The 19,140-nt window shown below is 39.0% G+C and carries 17 protein-coding genes, 1 pseudogene and 2 riboswitches; all 18 genes and pseudogenes read left to right on the top strand.

The window, feature by feature from the left end:
- Positions 1–137: 137 nt before the first annotated feature.
- Positions 138–752, top strand: a pseudogene (locus GD441_RS15620) (PLP-dependent transferase); the annotation flags it as partial.
- A gap of 267 nt (positions 753–1,019) precedes the next feature.
- A riboswitch (SAM riboswitch) is annotated at positions 1,020–1,137 on the top strand.
- A 119-nt stretch (positions 1,138–1,256) separates the two neighbouring features.
- Positions 1,257–2,291 carry a methionine ABC transporter ATP-binding protein gene (locus tag GD441_RS15615; protein WP_153127357.1) on the top strand — a complete coding sequence of 345 codons (1,035 nt, stop codon included), beginning with the start codon at positions 1,257–1,259 and terminating at the stop codon, positions 2,289–2,291.
- Positions 2,284–2,952 (top strand): methionine ABC transporter permease, encoded by a 669-nt coding sequence (locus tag GD441_RS15610; protein WP_153127356.1) that lies wholly within the window; start codon positions 2,284–2,286, stop codon positions 2,950–2,952. Before GD441_RS15615 ends, GD441_RS15610 begins: the two co-directional genes overlap by 8 nt.
- A 15-nt stretch (positions 2,953–2,967) precedes the next feature.
- A complete protein-coding gene (locus GD441_RS15605) occupies positions 2,968–3,810 on the top strand; it encodes a MetQ/NlpA family ABC transporter substrate-binding protein (protein WP_153127355.1) in 843 nt (280 codons plus the stop codon).
- A 319-nt stretch (positions 3,811–4,129) separates the two neighbouring features.
- Complete coding sequence (gene sufC, locus GD441_RS15600; RefSeq protein ID WP_153127354.1) at positions 4,130–4,915, top strand: Fe-S cluster assembly ATPase SufC; 786 nt, start codon at positions 4,130–4,132, stop codon at positions 4,913–4,915.
- 17 nt (positions 4,916–4,932) lie between these two features.
- Positions 4,933–6,243: a Fe-S cluster assembly protein SufD gene (gene sufD / locus GD441_RS15595; protein ID WP_153127353.1), complete on the top strand. Its 1,311-nt coding sequence runs from the start codon at positions 4,933–4,935 to the stop codon at positions 6,241–6,243.
- Positions 6,243–7,472: a cysteine desulfurase gene (locus tag GD441_RS15590; protein WP_153127352.1), complete on the top strand. Its 1,230-nt coding sequence runs from the start codon at positions 6,243–6,245 to the stop codon at positions 7,470–7,472. The genes sufD and GD441_RS15590 overlap by 1 nt, the downstream gene beginning before the upstream one ends.
- Complete coding sequence (gene sufU, locus GD441_RS15585) at positions 7,462–7,893, top strand: Fe-S cluster assembly sulfur transfer protein SufU (protein WP_153127351.1); 432 nt, start codon at positions 7,462–7,464, stop codon at positions 7,891–7,893. The genes GD441_RS15590 and sufU overlap by 11 nt, the downstream gene beginning before the upstream one ends.
- Positions 7,894–7,956: 63 nt before the next feature.
- Positions 7,957–9,354, top strand: a complete 1,398-nt coding sequence (sufB, locus tag GD441_RS15580; protein WP_153127350.1) for a Fe-S cluster assembly protein SufB — start codon at positions 7,957–7,959, stop codon at positions 9,352–9,354.
- 141 nt (positions 9,355–9,495) lie between these two features.
- Positions 9,496–9,619: riboswitch (SAM riboswitch) on the top strand.
- A 188-nt stretch (positions 9,620–9,807) separates the two neighbouring features.
- The gene (locus tag GD441_RS15575) at positions 9,808–10,638 is read left to right on the top strand and encodes a MetQ/NlpA family ABC transporter substrate-binding protein (protein ID WP_153127349.1); all 831 of its coding nucleotides are present in this window, start codon (positions 9,808–9,810) and stop codon (positions 10,636–10,638) included.
- A gap of 117 nt (positions 10,639–10,755) precedes the next feature.
- Positions 10,756–11,796 carry a methionine ABC transporter ATP-binding protein gene (locus GD441_RS15570; RefSeq protein WP_153127348.1) on the top strand — a complete coding sequence of 347 codons (1,041 nt, stop codon included), beginning with the start codon at positions 10,756–10,758 and terminating at the stop codon, positions 11,794–11,796.
- Entirely contained in the window at positions 11,780–12,442 is a 663-nt protein-coding gene (locus GD441_RS15565; RefSeq protein ID WP_420849715.1) for a methionine ABC transporter permease, read from the top strand. Before GD441_RS15570 ends, GD441_RS15565 begins: the two co-directional genes overlap by 17 nt.
- Positions 12,443–12,692: 250 nt before the next feature.
- Positions 12,693–13,538, top strand: coding sequence for a DUF72 domain-containing protein (locus tag GD441_RS15560; protein ID WP_153127347.1), 846 nt, complete (start codon positions 12,693–12,695; stop codon positions 13,536–13,538).
- 104 nt (positions 13,539–13,642) lie between these two features.
- The gene (locus GD441_RS15555; protein WP_153127346.1) at positions 13,643–14,470 is read left to right on the top strand and encodes a sulfite exporter TauE/SafE family protein; all 828 of its coding nucleotides are present in this window, start codon (positions 13,643–13,645) and stop codon (positions 14,468–14,470) included.
- A gap of 12 nt (positions 14,471–14,482) precedes the next feature.
- On the top strand, positions 14,483–15,868 hold the full coding sequence (locus tag GD441_RS15550; RefSeq protein WP_153127345.1) for a bifunctional metallophosphatase/5'-nucleotidase: 1,386 nt from the start codon (positions 14,483–14,485) through the stop codon (positions 15,866–15,868).
- A 67-nt stretch (positions 15,869–15,935) separates the two neighbouring features.
- Complete coding sequence (locus tag GD441_RS15545) at positions 15,936–16,235, top strand: YunC family protein (RefSeq protein WP_153127344.1); 300 nt, start codon at positions 15,936–15,938, stop codon at positions 16,233–16,235.
- A 253-nt stretch (positions 16,236–16,488) separates the two neighbouring features.
- Positions 16,489–17,592 (top strand): HD-GYP domain-containing protein, encoded by a 1,104-nt coding sequence (locus GD441_RS15540; RefSeq protein ID WP_153127343.1) that lies wholly within the window; start codon positions 16,489–16,491, stop codon positions 17,590–17,592.
- Positions 17,593–17,652: 60 nt separating this feature from the next.
- Positions 17,653–18,420 carry a sporulation protein YunB gene (yunB, locus tag GD441_RS15535; RefSeq protein ID WP_191992207.1) on the top strand — a complete coding sequence of 256 codons (768 nt, stop codon included), beginning with the start codon at positions 17,653–17,655 and terminating at the stop codon, positions 18,418–18,420.
- Positions 18,421–19,140: the final 720 nt, after the last annotated feature.

The following is a 19,140-nucleotide window of genomic DNA, read 5'->3' as shown; positions in this document are numbered from 1 at the left end:
CTTCTCTCCCTTTGGTTTCTATTGTTGGCAACTTTAGATTATCAAAGAGAGAGAAGAAGGTGTTATTTTTTAATCATTTTTTGTGAATTATCTGAGCCCTTGAGATGATAAGCATGACCACCACATTTAGTATAGAGCCAAAATTCCCTGGCTTTACTCAGCCTGACCCAAGCTACAATAATATCGTTTATGCAGAAGCGCTTGGTGCTGCGGCTTATATCGCAAAAGCAAGAGTTCAACTATTGCGCGATTTAGGTCCAGCGATCAGTCCGTTCAATGCTTTCCAATTTAACTTAGGTCTAGAAACGTTGCACGTTCGTATGAAGGAGCATATCGCCAACACGAAAAAAGTAGTGGAATATTTGAAAAGTCATCCTGCTGTTAAGTGGGTACTATATCCGGGAGAAGCAAACCACCCAGCTCATGACTTGGCAAACAAATATCTTCCGAAGGGGGCAGGAGCGGTTGTTGTTTTTGGAATCGAAGGTGGAAGAGAAGCAGGGTCAGTGTTAATTAATTCAGTGAAGTTATGGTCTCATCTTGCAAACGTTGGGGACGCTAAGAGCTTAATAATCCATCCAGCCTCCACAACCCATCAACAGCTTAATCCAGAAGAAATTAAAGCATCAGGAGTAACGGAGGACCTTGTCCGACTATCTGTAGGAATTGAAAATGTGGATGATTTGCTAGAGGATCTAGAACAAGCGATTGAAAAAGCGACCGGAGTTACATCGTTATCTGCAAGAGTATGATTGGAAATTCATCCCGCATGAACGGGAACTAAGCCTTCCACTTTAAGATTTAAAGGATCGGTGAAGTCTAACTTGGTGGACAATTGCCCCTGATGTTAACTGGCTAATTTAAATAGGCTTTGTCTATCGAAAAATAAAACCTTTTTAACACAGCGAATTTTCTACAAATTCAAAACTTTTTGTTGACAGCCAAAAATTGACATGATAGAATCACTCTCGTACCATACATTTATTATTGTAATACAATAATTGAATTATTTTTAGATGCTCTTATCCAGAGTGGTGGAGGGATGTGCCCTATGAAGCCCGGCAACCGTCAAAGTTCGTAATGAATTTTGAAATGGTGCCAAGTCACACAAAGTCTATGGACTTTGAAAGATGAGAGAAAGGACTAATAGTATTTTACGCCTTTCTGCTCACTAGCAGAAAGGCTTTTTTACTATAAGAAATTGTATATAAATACTATAGTCTATAAGGTTTATTGGAAGGAACGGGGTGAACATCATGATTACCTTGTCGAAGGTGACGAAGGTATTTAAAACAGGTTTTTCGGCATCAGATAGCATTAAGGCGGTAGACGATATCCATTTGAAAATAAATAGCGGTGAGATTTTCGGTATTATCGGCTATAGCGGGGCAGGCAAGAGTACACTGATCCGGATGCTTAATGGATTGGAGCTGCCTACTGAAGGTCAAGTGATTGTAGGAGATAAAGAAATATCCAGAATAAAAGGCAGCCAGCTGAGGAAGGCTCGTCAGGAAATCGGGATGATTTTTCAGCATTTTAATTTGCTTTGGTCAAGAACAGTGATGGAAAATATTGCTTTCCCCCTTGAAATTGCTGGTGTCGGAAAAGAGCAAAGGAAAAAACGTGTCGATGAATTGATAAAGCTTGTCGGCTTGGAAGGAAGAGAAAACGCCTATCCATCTCAGCTAAGTGGCGGTCAAAAGCAAAGGGTTGGAATTGCCAGAGCTTTAGCGAACAATCCAAAGGTACTTCTTTGTGACGAAGCCACTTCTGCCCTTGATCCACAAACAACGGATGCTATATTAGAACTTCTTGTGGACATCAATAAAAAATTAGGTTTAACCATCGTACTTATTACACATGAAATGCATGTCATCCGAAAAATCTGCCATCGAGTGGCCGTGATGGAAAAAGGACGTATTGTTGAAATGGGCGAGGTACTTGATGTGTTCAAGAATCCTAAACAGCCGATTACAAAAAGGTTCGTACAGCAGGTTACAGAGCCAGAGGAAACGAAAGAAGCCATTGATCACTTGTTAGAGCGCTATCCAAAAGGAAAAGTCATCCAGCTTACTTTTGTTGGAGATGAAGCGGAAAAGCCACTCATTTCCCGACTGATCCGTAATTTTCACTTGGAAGTCAACATCGTTCAAGGGAAAATTTCTCAAACTCAAAAAGGATCTTATGGAACATTGTTTATTCATGTTGATGGCGAGGAGCATGAAGTGAATCGCGCCCTTGCTTATATTCAAGAACAGCATGTCAGTGTGGAGGTAATCAATCATGCTTGAGACATATCTTCCGAATGTAAAATGGGACAGGATGTATGAGGCGACGGTTGAGACCCTGTACATGACAGGTGTATCTGTGCTGGTAACATTTATTTTCGGTATCGTACTTGGACTACTGTTATTTTTAACATCAAAGGGTCATTTATGGGAGAACAAGGTGGTTAATCTTGTTGTAAGTGGCTTGGTGAATATTTTCAGATCGATTCCATTCATTATATTGATTGTTTTGTTGATTCCTTTCACGAAAGCAGTGGTCGGTACCATTATCGGGGAAGACGCAGCCCTTCCTGCTTTAATTATTGGAGCAGCACCATTCTATGCAAGAATGGTTGAAATTGCCCTACGCGAGATTGATAAAGGTGTAATTGAGGCAGCAAAAGCGATGGGAGCCAAAACGAGTACAATTATTTTGAAGGTACTGCTGCCAGAATCAATGCCTGCCCTCGTATCAGGGATTACCGTTACAGCTATTGCCCTTGTTGGCTATACTGCGATGGCGGGCGTCATCGGCGCCGGAGGACTTGGAAATCTTGTCTATCTAGAAGGTTTTCAGCGTTCACGAGATGATGTAACGCTTGTGGGGACTATTATTATATTAATCATTGTTTTCATCATCCAATTTTTTGGAGATATGATTACATCAAAATTAGATAAAAGATAAAAGGAGTATGGTGACATGAAAAAGTATTGGAGTTTGTTAGTTGTTTTAACCCTTTCTCTTCTGTTAGCTGCTTGCGGCACAAGTAAAGAAGAAGGAAAAGGTGGAGCTGAAGGAGAAAAAGAAAGCAAGAAAATCGTTGTAGGTGCATCAAATGTTCCACACGCAGAAATTTTGGAAGAAGCTGCACCTCTACTTAAGGAAAAAGGAATCGAGCTTGAGATTGTTCCTTACCAGGACTACATTATGCCTAACAAAGCTTTGGATGAAGGAGAGCTTGATGCAAACTACTTCCAGCACATTCCTTACCTTGAGTCTCAAATTAAAGAACATGGTTACGACTTTGTAAACGCTGGCGGCATTCACATTGAACCGATCGGGGTATATTCAAAAAAATATAAAAGTTTAGAAGAGCTTCCGGAAGGTGCACAAATCATTATGAGCAGCTCAGTAGCCGACCATGGACGAATCCTTTCCATGCTTGAAGCCAAAGGTCTTATCACTTTAAAAGAGGGCATCGATAAAACGACTGCTACAGTGGATGATATCGTTGAAAACAAAAAGAATTTGAAATTTAAAACGGATATTGAAGCATCACTTTTACCGCAAGTATATGAAAACAATGAAGGTGACGCAGTTTTAATTAACTCAAACTATGCAATTGATGCAGAATTAAATCCTGTTGAAGATTCGATCGCTATTGAAGATTCCCAATCACCTTACGTTAACGTAATTGCTGTGAAAAAAGGCGATGAAACTCGCGAAGAAATTAAAGCGTTAGTTGAAGTTTTACACTCTAAAGAAATTCAAGAATTTATTAAAAAACAGTACAAGGGAGCCGTTGTACCTGTATCTGAATAAAAATAAAATAAGAAGTCGACATTCGTTATAGATGTCGGCTTCTTTTTTAATAGGAACTATTTAAAAGCTGGTGAATATTCACTAGCTTTTCCTATTTGTATAAAGGTATTTTGGGTATAGTAAGGTAGTATACAGAACAAAGTAAAAAGGGCATAAACACAGGATTTATTGGACTTCTACTGTTTTTCACTACTGATGTAGGGAAAACCATCTCTTTATTAGTTGCTAACAATTTTCATTTGTTATAAGATTGTAATGAGAATAAATTGAGAATGACTATAGCTTTATTATATAAAGCAACAATGACGGAGGTATAAATATGGCAGGATCAACTTTAACAATTAAAGATCTTCATGTATCAATTGAAGGAAAAGAAATCTTAAAGGGCGTTAACCTGGAAGTAAAGGGAGGAGAAATCCATGCAATCATGGGTCCGAACGGTACGGGTAAATCCACTCTTTCCTCTGCGATTATGGGTCATCCGAAATACGAAGTGACAAGCGGAAGCATTACTTTAGATGGAAAAGACGTTTTAGAAATGGAAGTAGATGAGCGTGCTAGAGCGGGTCTATTCCTTGCGATGCAATATCCGAGTGAAATTTCAGGCGTAACGAACGCTGACTTCCTACGTTCTGCAATGAACAGCCGTCGTGAAGAAGGCGACGAGATTTCATTAATGAAGTTTATCCGCAAAATGGATGAAAAAATGGCATTCTTGGAAATGGATCAAGATATGGCACAGCGTTATTTAAATGAAGGTTTCTCTGGTGGTGAGAAAAAACGAAATGAAATCCTTCAATTAATGATGCTTGAGCCAAAGATCGCGATCTTAGACGAAATTGATTCCGGTCTAGATATTGACGCATTAAAGGTTGTTTCCAAAGGAATTAACGCAATGCGTGGAGAAGATTTCGGTTGCTTGATTATTACACACTATCAACGCCTTTTAAACTATATTACTCCTGATTATGTTCACGTCATGATGCAAGGTCGTGTAGTAAAATCAGGCGGTCCTGAGCTTGCACAGCGCTTAGAGGCAGAAGGCTATGACTGGATCAAGAAAGAATTGGGTATTGAAGACGAAACTGTAGGCCAAGAAGCATAAGCGTTAGGAGGATAAGCATGACGACGGAAACTAAACTACCGATCGAGAAAGAGTATGTGAGCTCTTTTTCAAAAGAAAACAACGAACCGGGCTGGCTTGCGGAGCTTCGCGTTCAAGCGCTTGAAAGCTTCGAGAACTTGCCAATGCCTAAGCCTGACAAAACAAAAATCGATAAATGGAATTTTACAAACTTTAAGCAGCACACTGTGAACAGCGAGAAATATTCTTCATTGGAAGAACTTCCTGAAAGTGTTAAGTCTCTTTTGAACACTGCTGAGGGAAGTGAAAATCTTTATATTCAAAGAAACAACACCCCGGCATATTCAACATTATCCGAAGAATTGAAGAATCAGGGTGTTATTTTCACCGATATTTTGACTGCTGCAAAAGAACACAGCGACTTAGTTCAAAAATATTTTATGAAAGACGGAATAAAAGTAACTGAACACCGATTAACTGCTCTTCATGCGGCGTTAATGAACGGCGGAGTGTTCTTGTATGTACCAAAGAACGTAGAAGTAAAAGATCCAATTCAAGCAGTTTTTGTTCATGACAACGCTGAAGTGGCACTTTTCAACCATGTATTGATTGTTGCAGAAGATAATAGCTCTGTAACGTACGTAGAAAACTACATTTCTACAGTAGAAGGCGAAAACGGAATTGTTAATATTGCGACTGAAGTCATTGCAGGTACAAACGCAAAGGTAGCATACGGTGCAGTGGACGCCTTATCTAAAGGCATTACAACTTATGTAAATCGCCGTGGAGTTGCAGGAAGAGATGCTAGAATTGAATGGGCACTTGGATTAATGAACGATGGTGATACGATTTCTGAAAATATCACACATTTAGTTGGCGACGGCTCTTTTGGCGACACGAAAACAGTTGTTGTTGGTCGTGGTGAGCAAAAGCAAAATTTCACAACGAGTATCATTCATCATGGAAAGCATTCTGAAGGGTATATTTTGAAGCATGGTGTTATGAAGGACAGTGCTTCCTCCATATTTAACGGAATTGGTAAAATTGAGCACGGCGCTTCCAAATCAAACGCTGAGCAAGAATCCCGTGTTCTTATGCTAAGCGACAAGGCTCGTGGGGACGCTAACCCAATTCTTTTAATTGATGAAGATGACGTAACAGCTGGTCATGCGGCATCTGTTGGTCGTGTTGATCCAATCCAGCTTTATTATTTAATGAGCCGTGGTATTCCAAAAGTGGAAGCCGAGCGTTTAATTATTCATGGATTCTTGGCACCTGTTGTCAACGAACTTCCAATTGAAGGAGTTAAAAAGCAGTTAATTGAGGTTATTGAAAGGAAAGTAAGATAATGAATGCATACGAAATTCGTAAGCTCTTTCCTATTTTAAACCAGGAAGTGAATGGTAACCCGCTTGTCTATTTGGATTCTGCCGCTACTTCCCAAAAACCGGTGCAAGTGATCGAAACACTTGAAAAATACTACCGAGAATATAACTCCAATGTTCACCGCGGTGTCCATACATTAGGAACGAGAGCTACTGACGGCTACGAAGGTGCACGTGAAAAGGTTCGGAAATTTATAAATGCCTCATCTATTGAGGAAGTGATTTTTACAAGAGGAACGACTACCTCTCTTAATACGGTTGCAGCAAGCTATGGTCGTGCTAACCTGTCAGAGGGCGATGAAATCGTAATTTCTTATATGGAACATCACAGCAATATCATTCCTTGGCAGCAGGTTGCAAAACAAACAGGAGCGACATTAAAATACCTTCCTCTTCAAGAGGACGGCACCATTTCTTTGGAAGATGCCCGAAAAACCATCACTTCAAATACGAAAATTGTTTCAATCATGCATGTTTCGAATGTGTTAGGGGTAATCAACCCAGTTAAAGAGCTTGCACAAATTGCTCATGAAAATGGTGCAATAATGGTTGTAGATGGTGCACAGGGAGCTCCTCATATTAAAATTGACGTGAAAGATTTGGATTGCGATTTCTACGCTTTCTCTGGTCATAAAATGTGTGGGCCGACTGGTATAGGTGTACTATACGGTAAAAAAGAGCTTCTCGAAAACATGGAGCCGATCGAGTTTGGCGGTGAGATGATTGATTTCGTGGACCTTTACGACTCAACATGGAAGGAGCTTCCGTGGAAGTTTGAAGGAGGAACGCCAATCATTGCTGGCGCCATCGGGCTTGGTGCAGCCATTGACTTTTTAGAAGAAGTGGGACTTCAAAATATTGAAGCGCATGAGCATAATCTGGCCGCTTACGCGCTTGAAAAAATGTCCACGATTGAAGGCATTACGATTTACGGTCCAAAAGATCCGTCTAAGCGTGCAGGAGTGATTACATTTAATATTGAAGATGTGCATCCTCACGATGTAGCTACTGTATTGGATGCTGAAGGAATTGCCGTCCGCGCAGGTCATCACTGTGCACAGCCGTTGATGAGATGGTTAAAGGCTTCTGCTACAGCGAGAGCAAGTTTCTATCTCTATAATACGGAAAAAGATATTGATAAGCTGGTTGAAGGGCTTATCAAAACAAAGGAGTATTTCAGCAATGTCTTTTAACAATTTAGATGCTCTTTATCGCCAGGTGATCATGGATCACTATAAAAATCCGCGTAATAAAGGGGCATTAGAGGAAGGCAATTTAACGATAGATATGAATAACCCTACTTGTGGCGATCGCATTCATCTAACGATGAAAGTCGAAGATGGTAAAGTAGTGGATGCCAAATTTGATGGGGAAGGCTGTTCTATTTCCATGTCTTCCGCATCCATGATGACACAAGCCATAAAAGGGAAAGATGTAGATACGGCACTGAAAATGTCCCGGATTTTTTCTAACATGATGCAAGGCAAGGAATATGATGATCATGATCTTGACCTTGGAGACATCGAGGCTTTACAAGGAGTTTCGAAATTTCCGGCACGAATTAAATGTGCTACGTTAGCTTGGAAAGCGATGGAGAAAGGCCTCAAGAATTAAAATACAATAACGGCAGAGAGTGAGCGCCATTCTCTTGCCGTTTTGAAATGGAGGAATCGAGCTATGGCGAAAAAAATGCCAGAGATCGGCGATTATAAATACGGTTTTGCGGATAGAGATGTTTCTATCTTCCGTTCTAAGCGCGGTTTAACAAAAGAAATCGTAGAAGAGATTTCGCGCATGAAGGGAGAGCCGCAATGGATGCTTGACTTCCGCCTTAAATCATTAGAGCATTTTTACAAAATGCCGATGCCACAATGGGGCGGAGATTTGAAAAGCTTAAATTTTGATGAAATTACCTACTATGTTAAGCCATCTGAAAAATCAGAGCGTTCATGGGATGAAGTTCCGGAAGAAATTAAGCAAACATTTGATAAGCTTGGAATTCCTGAAGCTGAGCAAAAATACCTTGCGGGAGTTTCTGCACAGTATGAATCTGAGGTTGTATACCACAACATGAAGGAAGATTTGGAAGCTCAAGGTATCATCTTTAAGGATACTGACTCTGCCCTTAAAGAAAATGAAGATATCTTCCGTGAGCATTGGGCAACCGTTATTCCACCAACTGATAACAAATTTGCAGCACTTAACTCAGCGGTTTGGTCAGGTGGATCGTTCATCTATGTACCAAAAGGAGTGAAAGTGGATACTCCGCTGCAAGCGTACTTCCGTATCAATTCTGAAAACATGGGTCAGTTCGAACGTACGTTAATTATCGTAGATGAAGGTGCTCATGTTCACTATGTAGAAGGTTGTACAGCACCTGTTTATACAACGAACTCCCTGCACAGCGCAGTTGTTGAAATCATCATCAAAAAAGGCGCTTATTGCCGCTATACGACCATCCAAAACTGGGCGAACAATGTGTTTAACCTTGTAACAAAGCGTGCGGTTTGTGAAGAGAACGCAACGATGGAATGGATTGACGGAAACATCGGTTCTAAGTTAACGATGAAATATCCGGCAGTCATCCTTAAAGGAGAAGGCGCTCGCGGAATGACTCTGTCTATTGCGATTGCAGGTAAAGGACAGCATCAGGATGCAGGAGCGAAAATGATTCACTTAGCTCCAAACACGTCTTCTACAATTGTTTCCAAATCGATTTCAAAGCAGGGCGGAAAAGTAACATACCGAGGTATTGTTCACTTTGGCCGCAAAGCTGACGGAGCTCGTGCGAACATTGAGTGCGACACGTTAATTATGGATAATCAATCAACTTCTGATACGATTCCATACAATGAAATCCTAAACGACAACATTTCTTTAGAGCACGAAGCAAAGGTTTCTAAGGTTTCTGAAGAGCAATTATTCTACCTCATGAGCCGTGGAATCTCTGAGCAAGAAGCGACAGAAATGATTGTAATGGGATTCATTGAGCCATTCACAAAAGAGCTTCCAATGGAATACGCGGTAGAAATGAACCGCTTAATCAAATTCGAAATGGAAGGCTCCATCGGATAATCTATTGTAAGAGGGGCTGACCCATAAATCGGAATAACCGACTTATGGGCAGCCTTTTTTACATACAGCTAAAAATAAATAAAAATGTTGACAATTCTTTTTATTCAGCATAATATAAAATCTATAATTTAATAAGCAAATCTCTTATAAAGAGTGGCGGAGGGACTGGCCCGATGAAGCCCGGCAACCGTTCTATGCAATCATCATGTTGCTTAGAAAAGGTGCTAAATCCTGCAAAATACGAATGTATTTTGAGAGATAAGAGAGGTACGGACTTTTTTATAGGTTCTTCTAATGCCTCTCTTTTGGAGAGGCATTTTTTATTGGCATGACCTCTCTAGCTTAAGGTAGAAGGAGGGAATAGCGATACCAACTATTTTAAATGGTACATTACGATTTTTTTTATAAAACCAACTAAAAATATAAATTTAATCAGAAAAGAGGTAATGAAAAATGAAAAAATGGATATTGTCTATTTTACTAGTTGTTGTATTAGCTGCCTTAGCAGCATGCGGAAGCGATTCTGCATCATCTAAACAAGAAAAAGCAGAAGGTTTATTGAGCGACGGTAAATTGGTTGTGGGCGTTACAGCAGGCCCTCATGAGCAAATTTTAGAAAAAGTAAAAGAACTAGGTGAAAAGAAAGGTTTAAAGATTGAACTCAAAGTCTTCAACGAATATGTAATGCCAAATGTAGCTTTAGCTGAAAAAGAATTGGATCTGAACGTATTTCAGCATGAACCGTATTTGAATGCTTTCAAGGAAGATCGAAACTTAGATTTAGTAAAGGTAGGAGATACTGTTAATTTCCCTATGGGGATATATTCTACATCCGTTAAAGATGTGAAAGACTTGAAAAAAGGTGCGAAAATTGGACTTCCAAATGATCCGACAAACGGTGCACGCGCATTAATTCTTTTTGAGCAAGCTGGATTGATTAAGCTAAAAGACGACGTAGGAGTAAAAGCGACATTAAAGGATATCGAAGAAAACAAAAACGATTACCAATTCATTGAATTGGAGGCTTCACAGATTCCTAGACAGCTTGAAGAGCTTGATGCTGCTGCCATTAATACAAACTTTGCGATCGAACATGGATTTGTACCATCAAAGGACTCTATTTTCATCGAGCCAAAGGATTCACCTTGGGTAAATATTGCGGCTGTCCGTTCAGAATCAAAGGATGATGAAGCCGTTCAACAATTTTTGGATTTGTATCACTCTGATGAAGTGAAGAAATTTATTGAAGAAACATTCCAAGGCTCAGTTGTTGCTTCTTGGTAAGAATGAATTAAAATCAGATAAACTTGGATAAAAAAAGCTTGATACCATTACAACTCACCTGAGTTTTTTGAATACAAAGCTCAGGTGAGAATCAGCTTGCAGAAGGGAGTTTTACAAATGATTGAATTAGAAGGCATCTCTAAATCCTTTTCAAGTAAGAAAGGAAATATTGAAGCTTTAAAAAATGTATCATTATCTGTGAAGAAAGGGGAAATTTTCGGGGTTATTGGGTATAGCGGAGCCGGAAAAAGTACTTTAATTCGTTGTGTGAATTTATTAGAAAAACCTGATAAAGGGAAAGTAAAAGTAAAAGGTGTAGATTTAACTAAGCTCTCGCAAAGTAAGCTCCGTGAAGCAAGAGGAAGTATCGGCATGATTTTCCAAGGATTCAACTTACTAAAAACGGCAACGGTTTATGAAAATATTGCTTTGCCCCTGCGTTTAACTGGATTAGATAAACATACTGTGGAAGAAAGAGTCCATAAATATTTGAAAATTGTAGGCCTAGAAGAAAAGCATCATGCGTATCCTGCTGAGCTTTCTGGCGGTCAAAAGCAGCGTGTAGCGATTGCCCGTGCCTTATCTTTTGAACCGGAAGTGCTGCTAAGTGATGAAGCAACGAGTGCACTCGATCCGGATACAACGGAAGCGATTCTTGATTTACTCTTAAAAATCAACCGTGAGCTTGGCATAACCATTTTGCTCATCACCCATGAGATGAATGTTATCCAAAGAATTTGCGACAGAGTAGCAGTGATGGAAAATGGGCAAGTCATTGAAGAAGGACGTACGAGAGACATTTTCACATCACCACAGCATCCAACAACGAAAAAATTTGTAAACAGCCTTTTTTCACATAATGTTCCGGATGATTTATTAAAGGAACTAAATAAAACAGGGCATGTCGCCACACTGTCCTTTTTCGGGAAATCTTCAGGAGAGCCAGCCCTTGCACTGGTCAGCAAAAAATATGATGTATATCCAAATATTTTGTCAGGGAGTATCACTCGCTTGAAAGAGGAGTCATTTGGTCAGCTAGTTGTCCATTTGAAGGGGAACAATCATGAAATCGAAAAAGCTGTCAGTTTCCTAGAGGAGCAAGGTGTACATGTGGAAGGAGTGAAGAAAAGTGACATCCAGAATAAACGAATTTCTTGAGCTGTGGGGAAGTGATATTTGGCTAGCGACCATCCAAACCTTTCAGATGGTTGGGATTTCTTTAACCATATCCGTATTGATCGGACTTCCTCTTGGAGTTCTACTCGTATTAACTCGACCAGGAAAGGCCCTTGATAATAAAATGATTTACAATTTTTTAAATGTACTAATCAACATTATTCGTTCTATACCATTTATCATTTTACTGTTCTTTATCTTACCATTTACAAAGCTTATTGTTGGGACGTCCATTGGAGTAAAAGGAGTCATCGTACCGCTGGTTGTCTATACAGCTCCTTACATTGCTAGATTGATGGAGACTGCGCTTTTGGAAGTCGATCGGGGTATCATAGAAGCTTATGAAGCGATGGGTATTAAAACAAGACATATCATTTGGCATGTGCTTGTTAGAGAAGCACGTTCAAGTATTGTTTTAGGCTTGACGATCGCCACAATTGGATTAATTGGTGCTACCGCAATGGCAGGACTTGTCGGTGGAGGCGGACTAGGAGACCTGGCTTACCGCTTCGGTCATCTGCGCTATGAAGTCGATGTGATGTATGTAACGGTAATATTACTGATTATTCTGGTGCAAGGTCTGCAATCACTAGGCAATAGACTTTCAGCAAAACTGAAAAAAGATTAACGAAAAAATCTCAAACACTTTATATGGGAATCCCCCTTTACCATATAAGATTTCATCTCCTTATCCCATTACCAGAAGGCTCAGCTGAAATAGGCTGAGCCTTCAAGTTATCCTCTCATACAATTTGTATTCCTAATGATTAACTGATTTCCTTGTGCAAGTGTATTCTATTTAGGAAATATATTAGATAATGGTTTGGTGCAGTATCTGTGATAAAATAAGTATATGAATGATGTAAGAGTGGGTGCTTATGATTAAGATTGGTGTAACAGGCTGGGGCGACCATGACTCGTTATATACCGGAAGGATTGCACAGCGAGATAAGTTAAAGGAATATGCATCACATTTTCCTATTGTAGAGGTAGATGCAGCTTTTTACGCAATTCAGCCGAAGAGGAACGCAGAGAAGTGGGTATCAGAAACGCCAAAAGCATTTGAATTCATTGTGAAAGCCTATCAAGGAATGACAGGCCATCAGAGAGGAGAAATTCCATTTGAAAGCAGAGAAGCGATGTTCGCTGCTTTTCGAGATTCATTAACTCCTTACCAAGAGGCAAACAAGCTGGCGATGGTTTTGTTCCAGTTTCCACCTTGGTTCGACTGTAGGAAAGAAAATGTTGAATATTTAAGATGGTGCAAATGTCAAATGGAAGGAATACCTACGGCCATTGAATTTAGAAACCAATCCTGGTATTCTCCGAGGTTTAAAGAAGGAACCATTTCTTTTTTGAAAGAACAAGGGTGGATACACAGTGTTTGCGATGAGCCTCAAGCGGGTGAGGGATCTATTCCTTTTGTGCCAATCGCAACGACCAAAGACAAGACACTCGTACGATTGCACGGACGAAATGTACACGGATGGCAAAAGCCTGCTGAGGGCAACTGGAGAGAGGTTCGTTTCTTATACCGGTACAACAAGGCTGAATTAGATGAACTGAAGGACAAGCTTTGCATGCTGAAAAAACAGACAAAAGAATTGTATGTTTTGTTTAACAATAATTCTGGTGGGGATGCTGCGGACAATGCAAAGGAAATGATTGATCTCCTTCAAATCCAATATAAAGGACTGGCTCCAAAACAGTTGGATCTCTTTTAAAGAACATATTATGTAATAATGATCCATAGGATAACAAAGGGTATGATTCTAAATGATCATGCACTCTAGCGTTCTGTTACTCTATAGAAAAGGTGCTGTTAGCTTTGGAATGGATAGTTGTTTTACTTGGAATAGGGCTTATAGCTGGAGCTATAGGTTCAGTAATTGGCCTTGGTGGGGGCATTATCATTGTACCGGCTTTACTATTTTTTAGCACAAATACAGACATTTTAGATGGAATTACTCCGCAAGTAGCGGTCGGTGTATCCACTGTTATCATGATTTTTACAGGATTATCCTCTACGCTAGCCTATATGAAACATAAAACGGTTGATTATAAATCAGGTCTCATTTTTTTCGCTGGATGTGGACCTGGAGGAATCATTGGGGCTTATGCAAATAAAGCGCTGGATTTACATGCTTTCAATGTATACTTTGGTAGCTTTGTTATTTTAGTTTCCATTATTTTAATGATAAAAGATCGCCTTAAGCCTTTATCATTAAAAGAAAATATAAAAATAAGGAAAAAATTTGTTGATAAAGACGGTAACGAGCACACATATGGTTTTAATCCGATTACGGCCATTATCATATCATTTGCAGTAGGATTTTGCTCCGGCATATTTGGAATAGGCGGAGGATCTTTAATCGTACCAACCATGATTCTTTTATTCTTATTCCCTCCACATGTGGCTGTAGCAACATCTATGTTCATTGTTTTCTTGTCATCGTTAACCAATTCGATTACGCACATTACACTAGGAAATGTTAATTGGCCATATGCTTTTGCCCTGATCCCTGGGGCTTGGTTCGGAGCAAAAATAGGAGCCTTTATTAATACAAAACTAAAAAGTGCCACCTTGGTTAACTTTTTGCGGATCCTATTACTATTTATTGGATTACGACTTATTATTCAAGGTATTAACGGGTAAAGAGGCATGAAAATGGAAGAAATTATTCATTTTTATCATACAAATGATTTGCACAGTCATCTAGAAAACTGGCCTCGTATTCAGCAATTTTTATTAGAACGAAAAAAGTGGCATCAAGATGTGAAAGAAGAAGTGTTTGTTCTTGATATCGGAGACCACGCAGACAGATGGCATCCTTTTACAGAAGGTCTTCTTGGAAAAGGGAATGTAAGATTACTAAACGAAGCGAACTATGATTATGTGACGATTGGAAACAACGAAGGCATTACACTGCCATTCAATGGTTTAGAAATGCTATATAATGAGGCAAATTTTCAGGTTCTTGTTGCAAATCTTTATTATCAAAACGGGGAGCGGCCTCATTGGGCTTTACCGTATACTATATACACGACCAAACAGGGTACGAATATTGCTTTTATTGGAGTAACTGCCTATTTTAAGCAGTTTTATGAAACCCTTGGCTGGAAGCTGACGGATCCTTTTGAAGAGCTTGCGATCCAAATAGAGAAAGTAAAACAGGATGCTGATGTGATTGTGCTGCTCTCTCATTTAGGATTGTCGGATGATGAAAGGATTGCAGAGCTATTTCCAGACATCACAGTGATTTTCGGCGGACATACCCATCACATCTTACATGAAGGAAGAATCGTTAACAAAAGCATGCTTTGCGGTGCAGGTAAGTTTGGCATGTATGTTGGTCATGTCGAATTGAAGCTGAAGCTGGATAGTGTGCCAGTCATTCGAAATCTTAAGGCTAGGCTGTATGATACCAATGAGCTTCCGGAAGCAAAAAACGAAAAAGAATTAATCGCTTCTTACATCCATGAAGGAAATGAAAAACTAGATGGCTTTGTAACGGAATTAGAAGAACCTATGCCGGTTGATTGGTTTATATCTAACAAATTGATTGAACTCTTATGCGAAAGCTTAAGAGAATGGTGTGAAGCGGATTGTGCCTTTTTAAATGCAGGGCTGCTCCTAGAAGGGCTTCCCAAAGGACCTGTAACAGAAAGGGACCTTCACCGAATTTGTCCACATCCTATTAATCCTTGCTTGGTGACGTTAAAGGGGAGTGAACTGAAAGAGGTGCTGCTGCAGTCACTAAACGAGGAATGGCCTCATATTCCATTAAAAGGATTGGGCTTTAGAGGGAAAATCATCGGCAAAATGGTATATGACCGTGTTCATTTTCAAAAAGAAACAGGTTCATTAACACAGATTTTCATTAATGGGAAAGAGCTTGAACCGAAAAAAAACTACAAGCTTGCGATCCCTGATATGTTTACATTCGGGCATTTCTTTCCTGAAATTAGACGATCTACAACAAAGAAATATTATATGCCAGAATTTTTACGTGATCTTTTGAAACATAAGCTTTCAAAAGATCATGTAAATTAAAGAATCTATACACCCATCCCCCATGGCTTTCATACAGTATGAGTGTCAAGGAAAGGGGTGCATTGCCATGATGAGCATGGTACCGATTGATATTGAAGGACGAACATTTTTGGGCATTTCTGTACAACTGCCCAAAACAACCCTGCTAGTGGTAACGTCCGATAAAGGATATATTATGTGCGGAGCTCTAGATGTTGCTCTATTAAATGAAAAGCTGCAGGACCGGAAAATTATTGCTGGCCGAGCAGTTGGAGTAAAAACTCTTGATCAATTATTAGATGCTCCTTTAGAATCTGTCACGCTCGAAGCGGAAAATTTGGGAATTAAAAAAGGAATGCTTGGCAGAGATGCGTTAATGTATATGTAAAAAGAAAGACCCCTTTAGGAAGAGCCACCTTTCTAAAGGGGTTTTATTCATGTTAAAGGAAGGATAAGTAGGCGTTTTCAGCTTTGTAATAATATGTATATTTTGTAACACTTATTTCCTATTATTGCTTGAATTACTAGAATTATGATCAGATCCTATTGAATATATGCTCAAATATAAGATAATAGCAATATAAAATATTTGGTAAGATCGGATAATTTTCTTAAATTTGAATGATAAATAGGAGAAAGACATGAGATTCATTTCAACGGAAAGCTTAAAGCCTGGTTTGAGATTGGGAAAAAGCATATACAATGAACGTGGTCAGGTGCTCTTAAATGAGGGTGTGGAGCTAACAGATCGGTTAATTCTGAGACTAAAAGAGATGGGTATTCCGTTTGTTTACATATCTGATCAAAAAACAGATCATTTAAATCCTAGAAATTCTATTTCAGATGAATTAAGAAGAGAAGCGATCCAAACGATTGAAAGCACGTTCGCACAATTAGAATCAGCAGATCTTGCCTCTAGCTTCGTCATTGAAAAAGCTTCTAAGCGTTTAATGGAATTGATCCGTACCATTATGAATGAAATTAAAGGAAATCAAGAGCTGCTTTCTTTACTCTCAGATGTATATACATATGATCATTATATTTTCACTCACTCATTGAACGTAACATTATATACGCTTGCAATTGGAATGGAGCTAAAGTTGAACCAAAAGCAGATGGAAGTGTTAGGAATGGGGGCAATATTACATGACGTAGGAAAGATGATGCTTCCAACTGAAATTTTGATGAAACCAGGCAGATTAACGGATGAGGAATTTGAAGTAGTAAAAAGGCATTCGGAATATGGTTTTCAAATTCTCAGGGGGGTTCAAAATCTCCCGCTTCTTGTCGCCCACTGTGCGTATCAGCATCATGAGCGGCTGGACGGTTCTGGATATCCGAGAGGTCTAAAAGGCGATGATATCCATTCTTTCGGGAAAATTATTGCAGTTGCTGATGTGTTTGATGCTGTTACCTCAAATAGGGTATACAGGAGAGCCATGCTACCACATGAGGGTTTGGAGATCCTCTATGCGGGTGCAGGAATACAATTTGATAAAAAAGTTGTAGAGGCTTTTAGGAAAGCAGTCGCCATCTATCCTGTTGGGTTGACAGTTGAATTGAACGATAGACGAAAAGGTATTGTTTCAAGGCAAAACATGGGGATCAGTGATCGACCTGTCCTTGAGATTTTGGAGGAAAATGGCATAGAACTGAATAAACCATATGAACTTAACCTTAAAGATCATCTAGATCTTATCATTGTAAACTGCGAAACTACATTTCTATCCAATCGAAAAAATTGAAGATAAAAGCCTAATTCCCTCTATACAAGCATACATATAGCTTGTAAAGGAGGGATTTTTTTGGGGTTTTTTAGACGCAAGGGACGATCCCGTTTGAAAGGTCCTTTGCCGATTCGATATGTCTTTTTGCTTACTTTTGTCTTCTTTTTTTTGTCGACAGCTGGAGGTCTCTTCGTTATTAACAAAGGGATACAGCCTACTTTAATGAACTATGCTGAATCTCAAACGAGGAAAATTGCTTCACTCGTCATCAGTAATGCCATTAATAAAAAAATAGCAAATGTCATTGATTTAAACGATATTATTGAAATTGTTCCTAATAACAATAATGGAACATCTAAAATTAAATTCAATACGGAAATTATTAATAGAGTAAACACAGAGACAGTTAATCTCGTCCTTATGAATTTAAAGGAAGCGGAGCAGGGTAATTTGTCTTCTTTAGAATATTTAACGGATGTAGAAATGGATTTGGAGGAAGGTAAAAAGGCTGAGGGGATCGTATTTTTTGTACCTCTCGGTCAAGCGACCAATAATGCTCTCCTAGGAAACTTAGGGCCAAAAATTCCGGTGAAATTTAATGCAATTGGAGATGTGCGTTCTAATGTCATACCAAAGGTCAAACCATACGGGATTAATAATGCATATGTTGAGATCATTATACACATTGAGGTAAATGTACAAATTATTATTCCGTTTGCAACAGAAGTCTATACCATTACGCAGGATATACCAGTGGCAATGGTTAACATTGAAGGGCAAGTGCCACAATTTTATAATGGTGGAGGCGATGCTAACCCGTCTTTTGAACTACCTTCTAATCCATAGACAGAAAAATACTTTTTCAAATTAAAAATTTTTAAAAGAATATGTATGAAAAAACTACTTTTTCGAAATTGCTACCTTTTGTTGACATTTTGATGGTAATGCTGATGCTTTCACTATTGGCGATCACTGTGAATTGTAAACCACTTCGGCTTTTGCTGAAGTGGTTTTTTAGTACGCCCAGTACTAGCTTCTGCGTCTCTCTAAAAAGTACGTAGCTTTTCGAAGCATTGTGATGTCGATGTTTTTCTATTTAGATGCGCTTCAACTTTTCTTATTAAAATATCTTTTTTTATAAATTGAATAGGAATAATTTTATTCAAGCATAATATCGATTTTTTTTTATTTTTTTAAGTTATATCAGCAGACGAAAAAAATCGCAGAAATTTGTGATTCTGAGGTAAAAAATTGTAAAAAAATTTCATAATAGGATGTTATTACTATATTCATGTCTTTAATACAGAAAAATATCATTATTCTGAAAAATTTTGTTTTGACATATAGAATAATAGCATCTATACTAATTTGTAGATTACATTTAATAATCAGAAAATTTGGATTGTTCGCTAAATATAGTGAATAAGTCGTATCAGGTAGTGTCAAAAGTTCTATGAAAAACTAGTTCTAGGCATCTCCGCCAGGATTTCAGGAATAGCCAAGTCCGCAATCGCTCTTGACAAACAGTCGAAAAAGGTTGCGATACGGCCATCAAGGGCGAAGGGA

This window comes from Peribacillus tepidiphilus, from assembly GCF_009466385.1.
In the GTDB taxonomy this organism is placed as follows: Bacteria; Bacillota; Bacilli; order Bacillales; family DSM-1321; genus Bacillus_BN; species Bacillus_BN tepidiphilus.
Note: the sequence above shows the minus strand (reverse complement) of the source record. Positions and strands in the feature narration are given on the sequence as shown.

What these genes read in the sequence shown, in the direction of transcription:
- GD441_RS15615 (WP_153127357.1), top strand. Translation starts at nt 1,257, where the DNA reads ATGATTACCTTGTCGAAGGTGACGAAGGTATTTAAAACAGGTTTTTCG.
- GD441_RS15610 (WP_153127356.1), top strand. Translation starts at nt 2,284, where the DNA reads ATGCTTGAGACATATCTTCCGAATGTAAAATGGGACAGGATGTATGAG.
- GD441_RS15605 (WP_153127355.1), top strand. Translation starts at nt 2,968, where the DNA reads ATGAAAAAGTATTGGAGTTTGTTAGTTGTTTTAACCCTTTCTCTTCTG.
- sufC (WP_153127354.1), top strand. Translation starts at nt 4,130, where the DNA reads ATGGCAGGATCAACTTTAACAATTAAAGATCTTCATGTATCAATTGAA.
- sufD (WP_153127353.1), top strand. Translation starts at nt 4,933, where the DNA reads ATGACGACGGAAACTAAACTACCGATCGAGAAAGAGTATGTGAGCTCT.
- GD441_RS15590 (WP_153127352.1), top strand. Translation starts at nt 6,243, where the DNA reads ATGAATGCATACGAAATTCGTAAGCTCTTTCCTATTTTAAACCAGGAA.
- sufU (WP_153127351.1), top strand. Translation starts at nt 7,462, where the DNA reads ATGTCTTTTAACAATTTAGATGCTCTTTATCGCCAGGTGATCATGGAT.
- sufB (WP_153127350.1), top strand. Translation starts at nt 7,957, where the DNA reads ATGGCGAAAAAAATGCCAGAGATCGGCGATTATAAATACGGTTTTGCG.
- GD441_RS15575 (WP_153127349.1), top strand. Translation starts at nt 9,808, where the DNA reads ATGAAAAAATGGATATTGTCTATTTTACTAGTTGTTGTATTAGCTGCC.
- GD441_RS15570 (WP_153127348.1), top strand. Translation starts at nt 10,756, where the DNA reads ATGATTGAATTAGAAGGCATCTCTAAATCCTTTTCAAGTAAGAAAGGA.
- GD441_RS15560 (WP_153127347.1), top strand. Translation starts at nt 12,693, where the DNA reads ATGATTAAGATTGGTGTAACAGGCTGGGGCGACCATGACTCGTTATAT.
- GD441_RS15550 (WP_153127345.1), top strand. Translation starts at nt 14,483, where the DNA reads ATGGAAGAAATTATTCATTTTTATCATACAAATGATTTGCACAGTCAT.
- GD441_RS15545 (WP_153127344.1), top strand. Translation starts at nt 15,936, where the DNA reads ATGATGAGCATGGTACCGATTGATATTGAAGGACGAACATTTTTGGGC.
- GD441_RS15540 (WP_153127343.1), top strand. Translation starts at nt 16,489, where the DNA reads ATGAGATTCATTTCAACGGAAAGCTTAAAGCCTGGTTTGAGATTGGGA.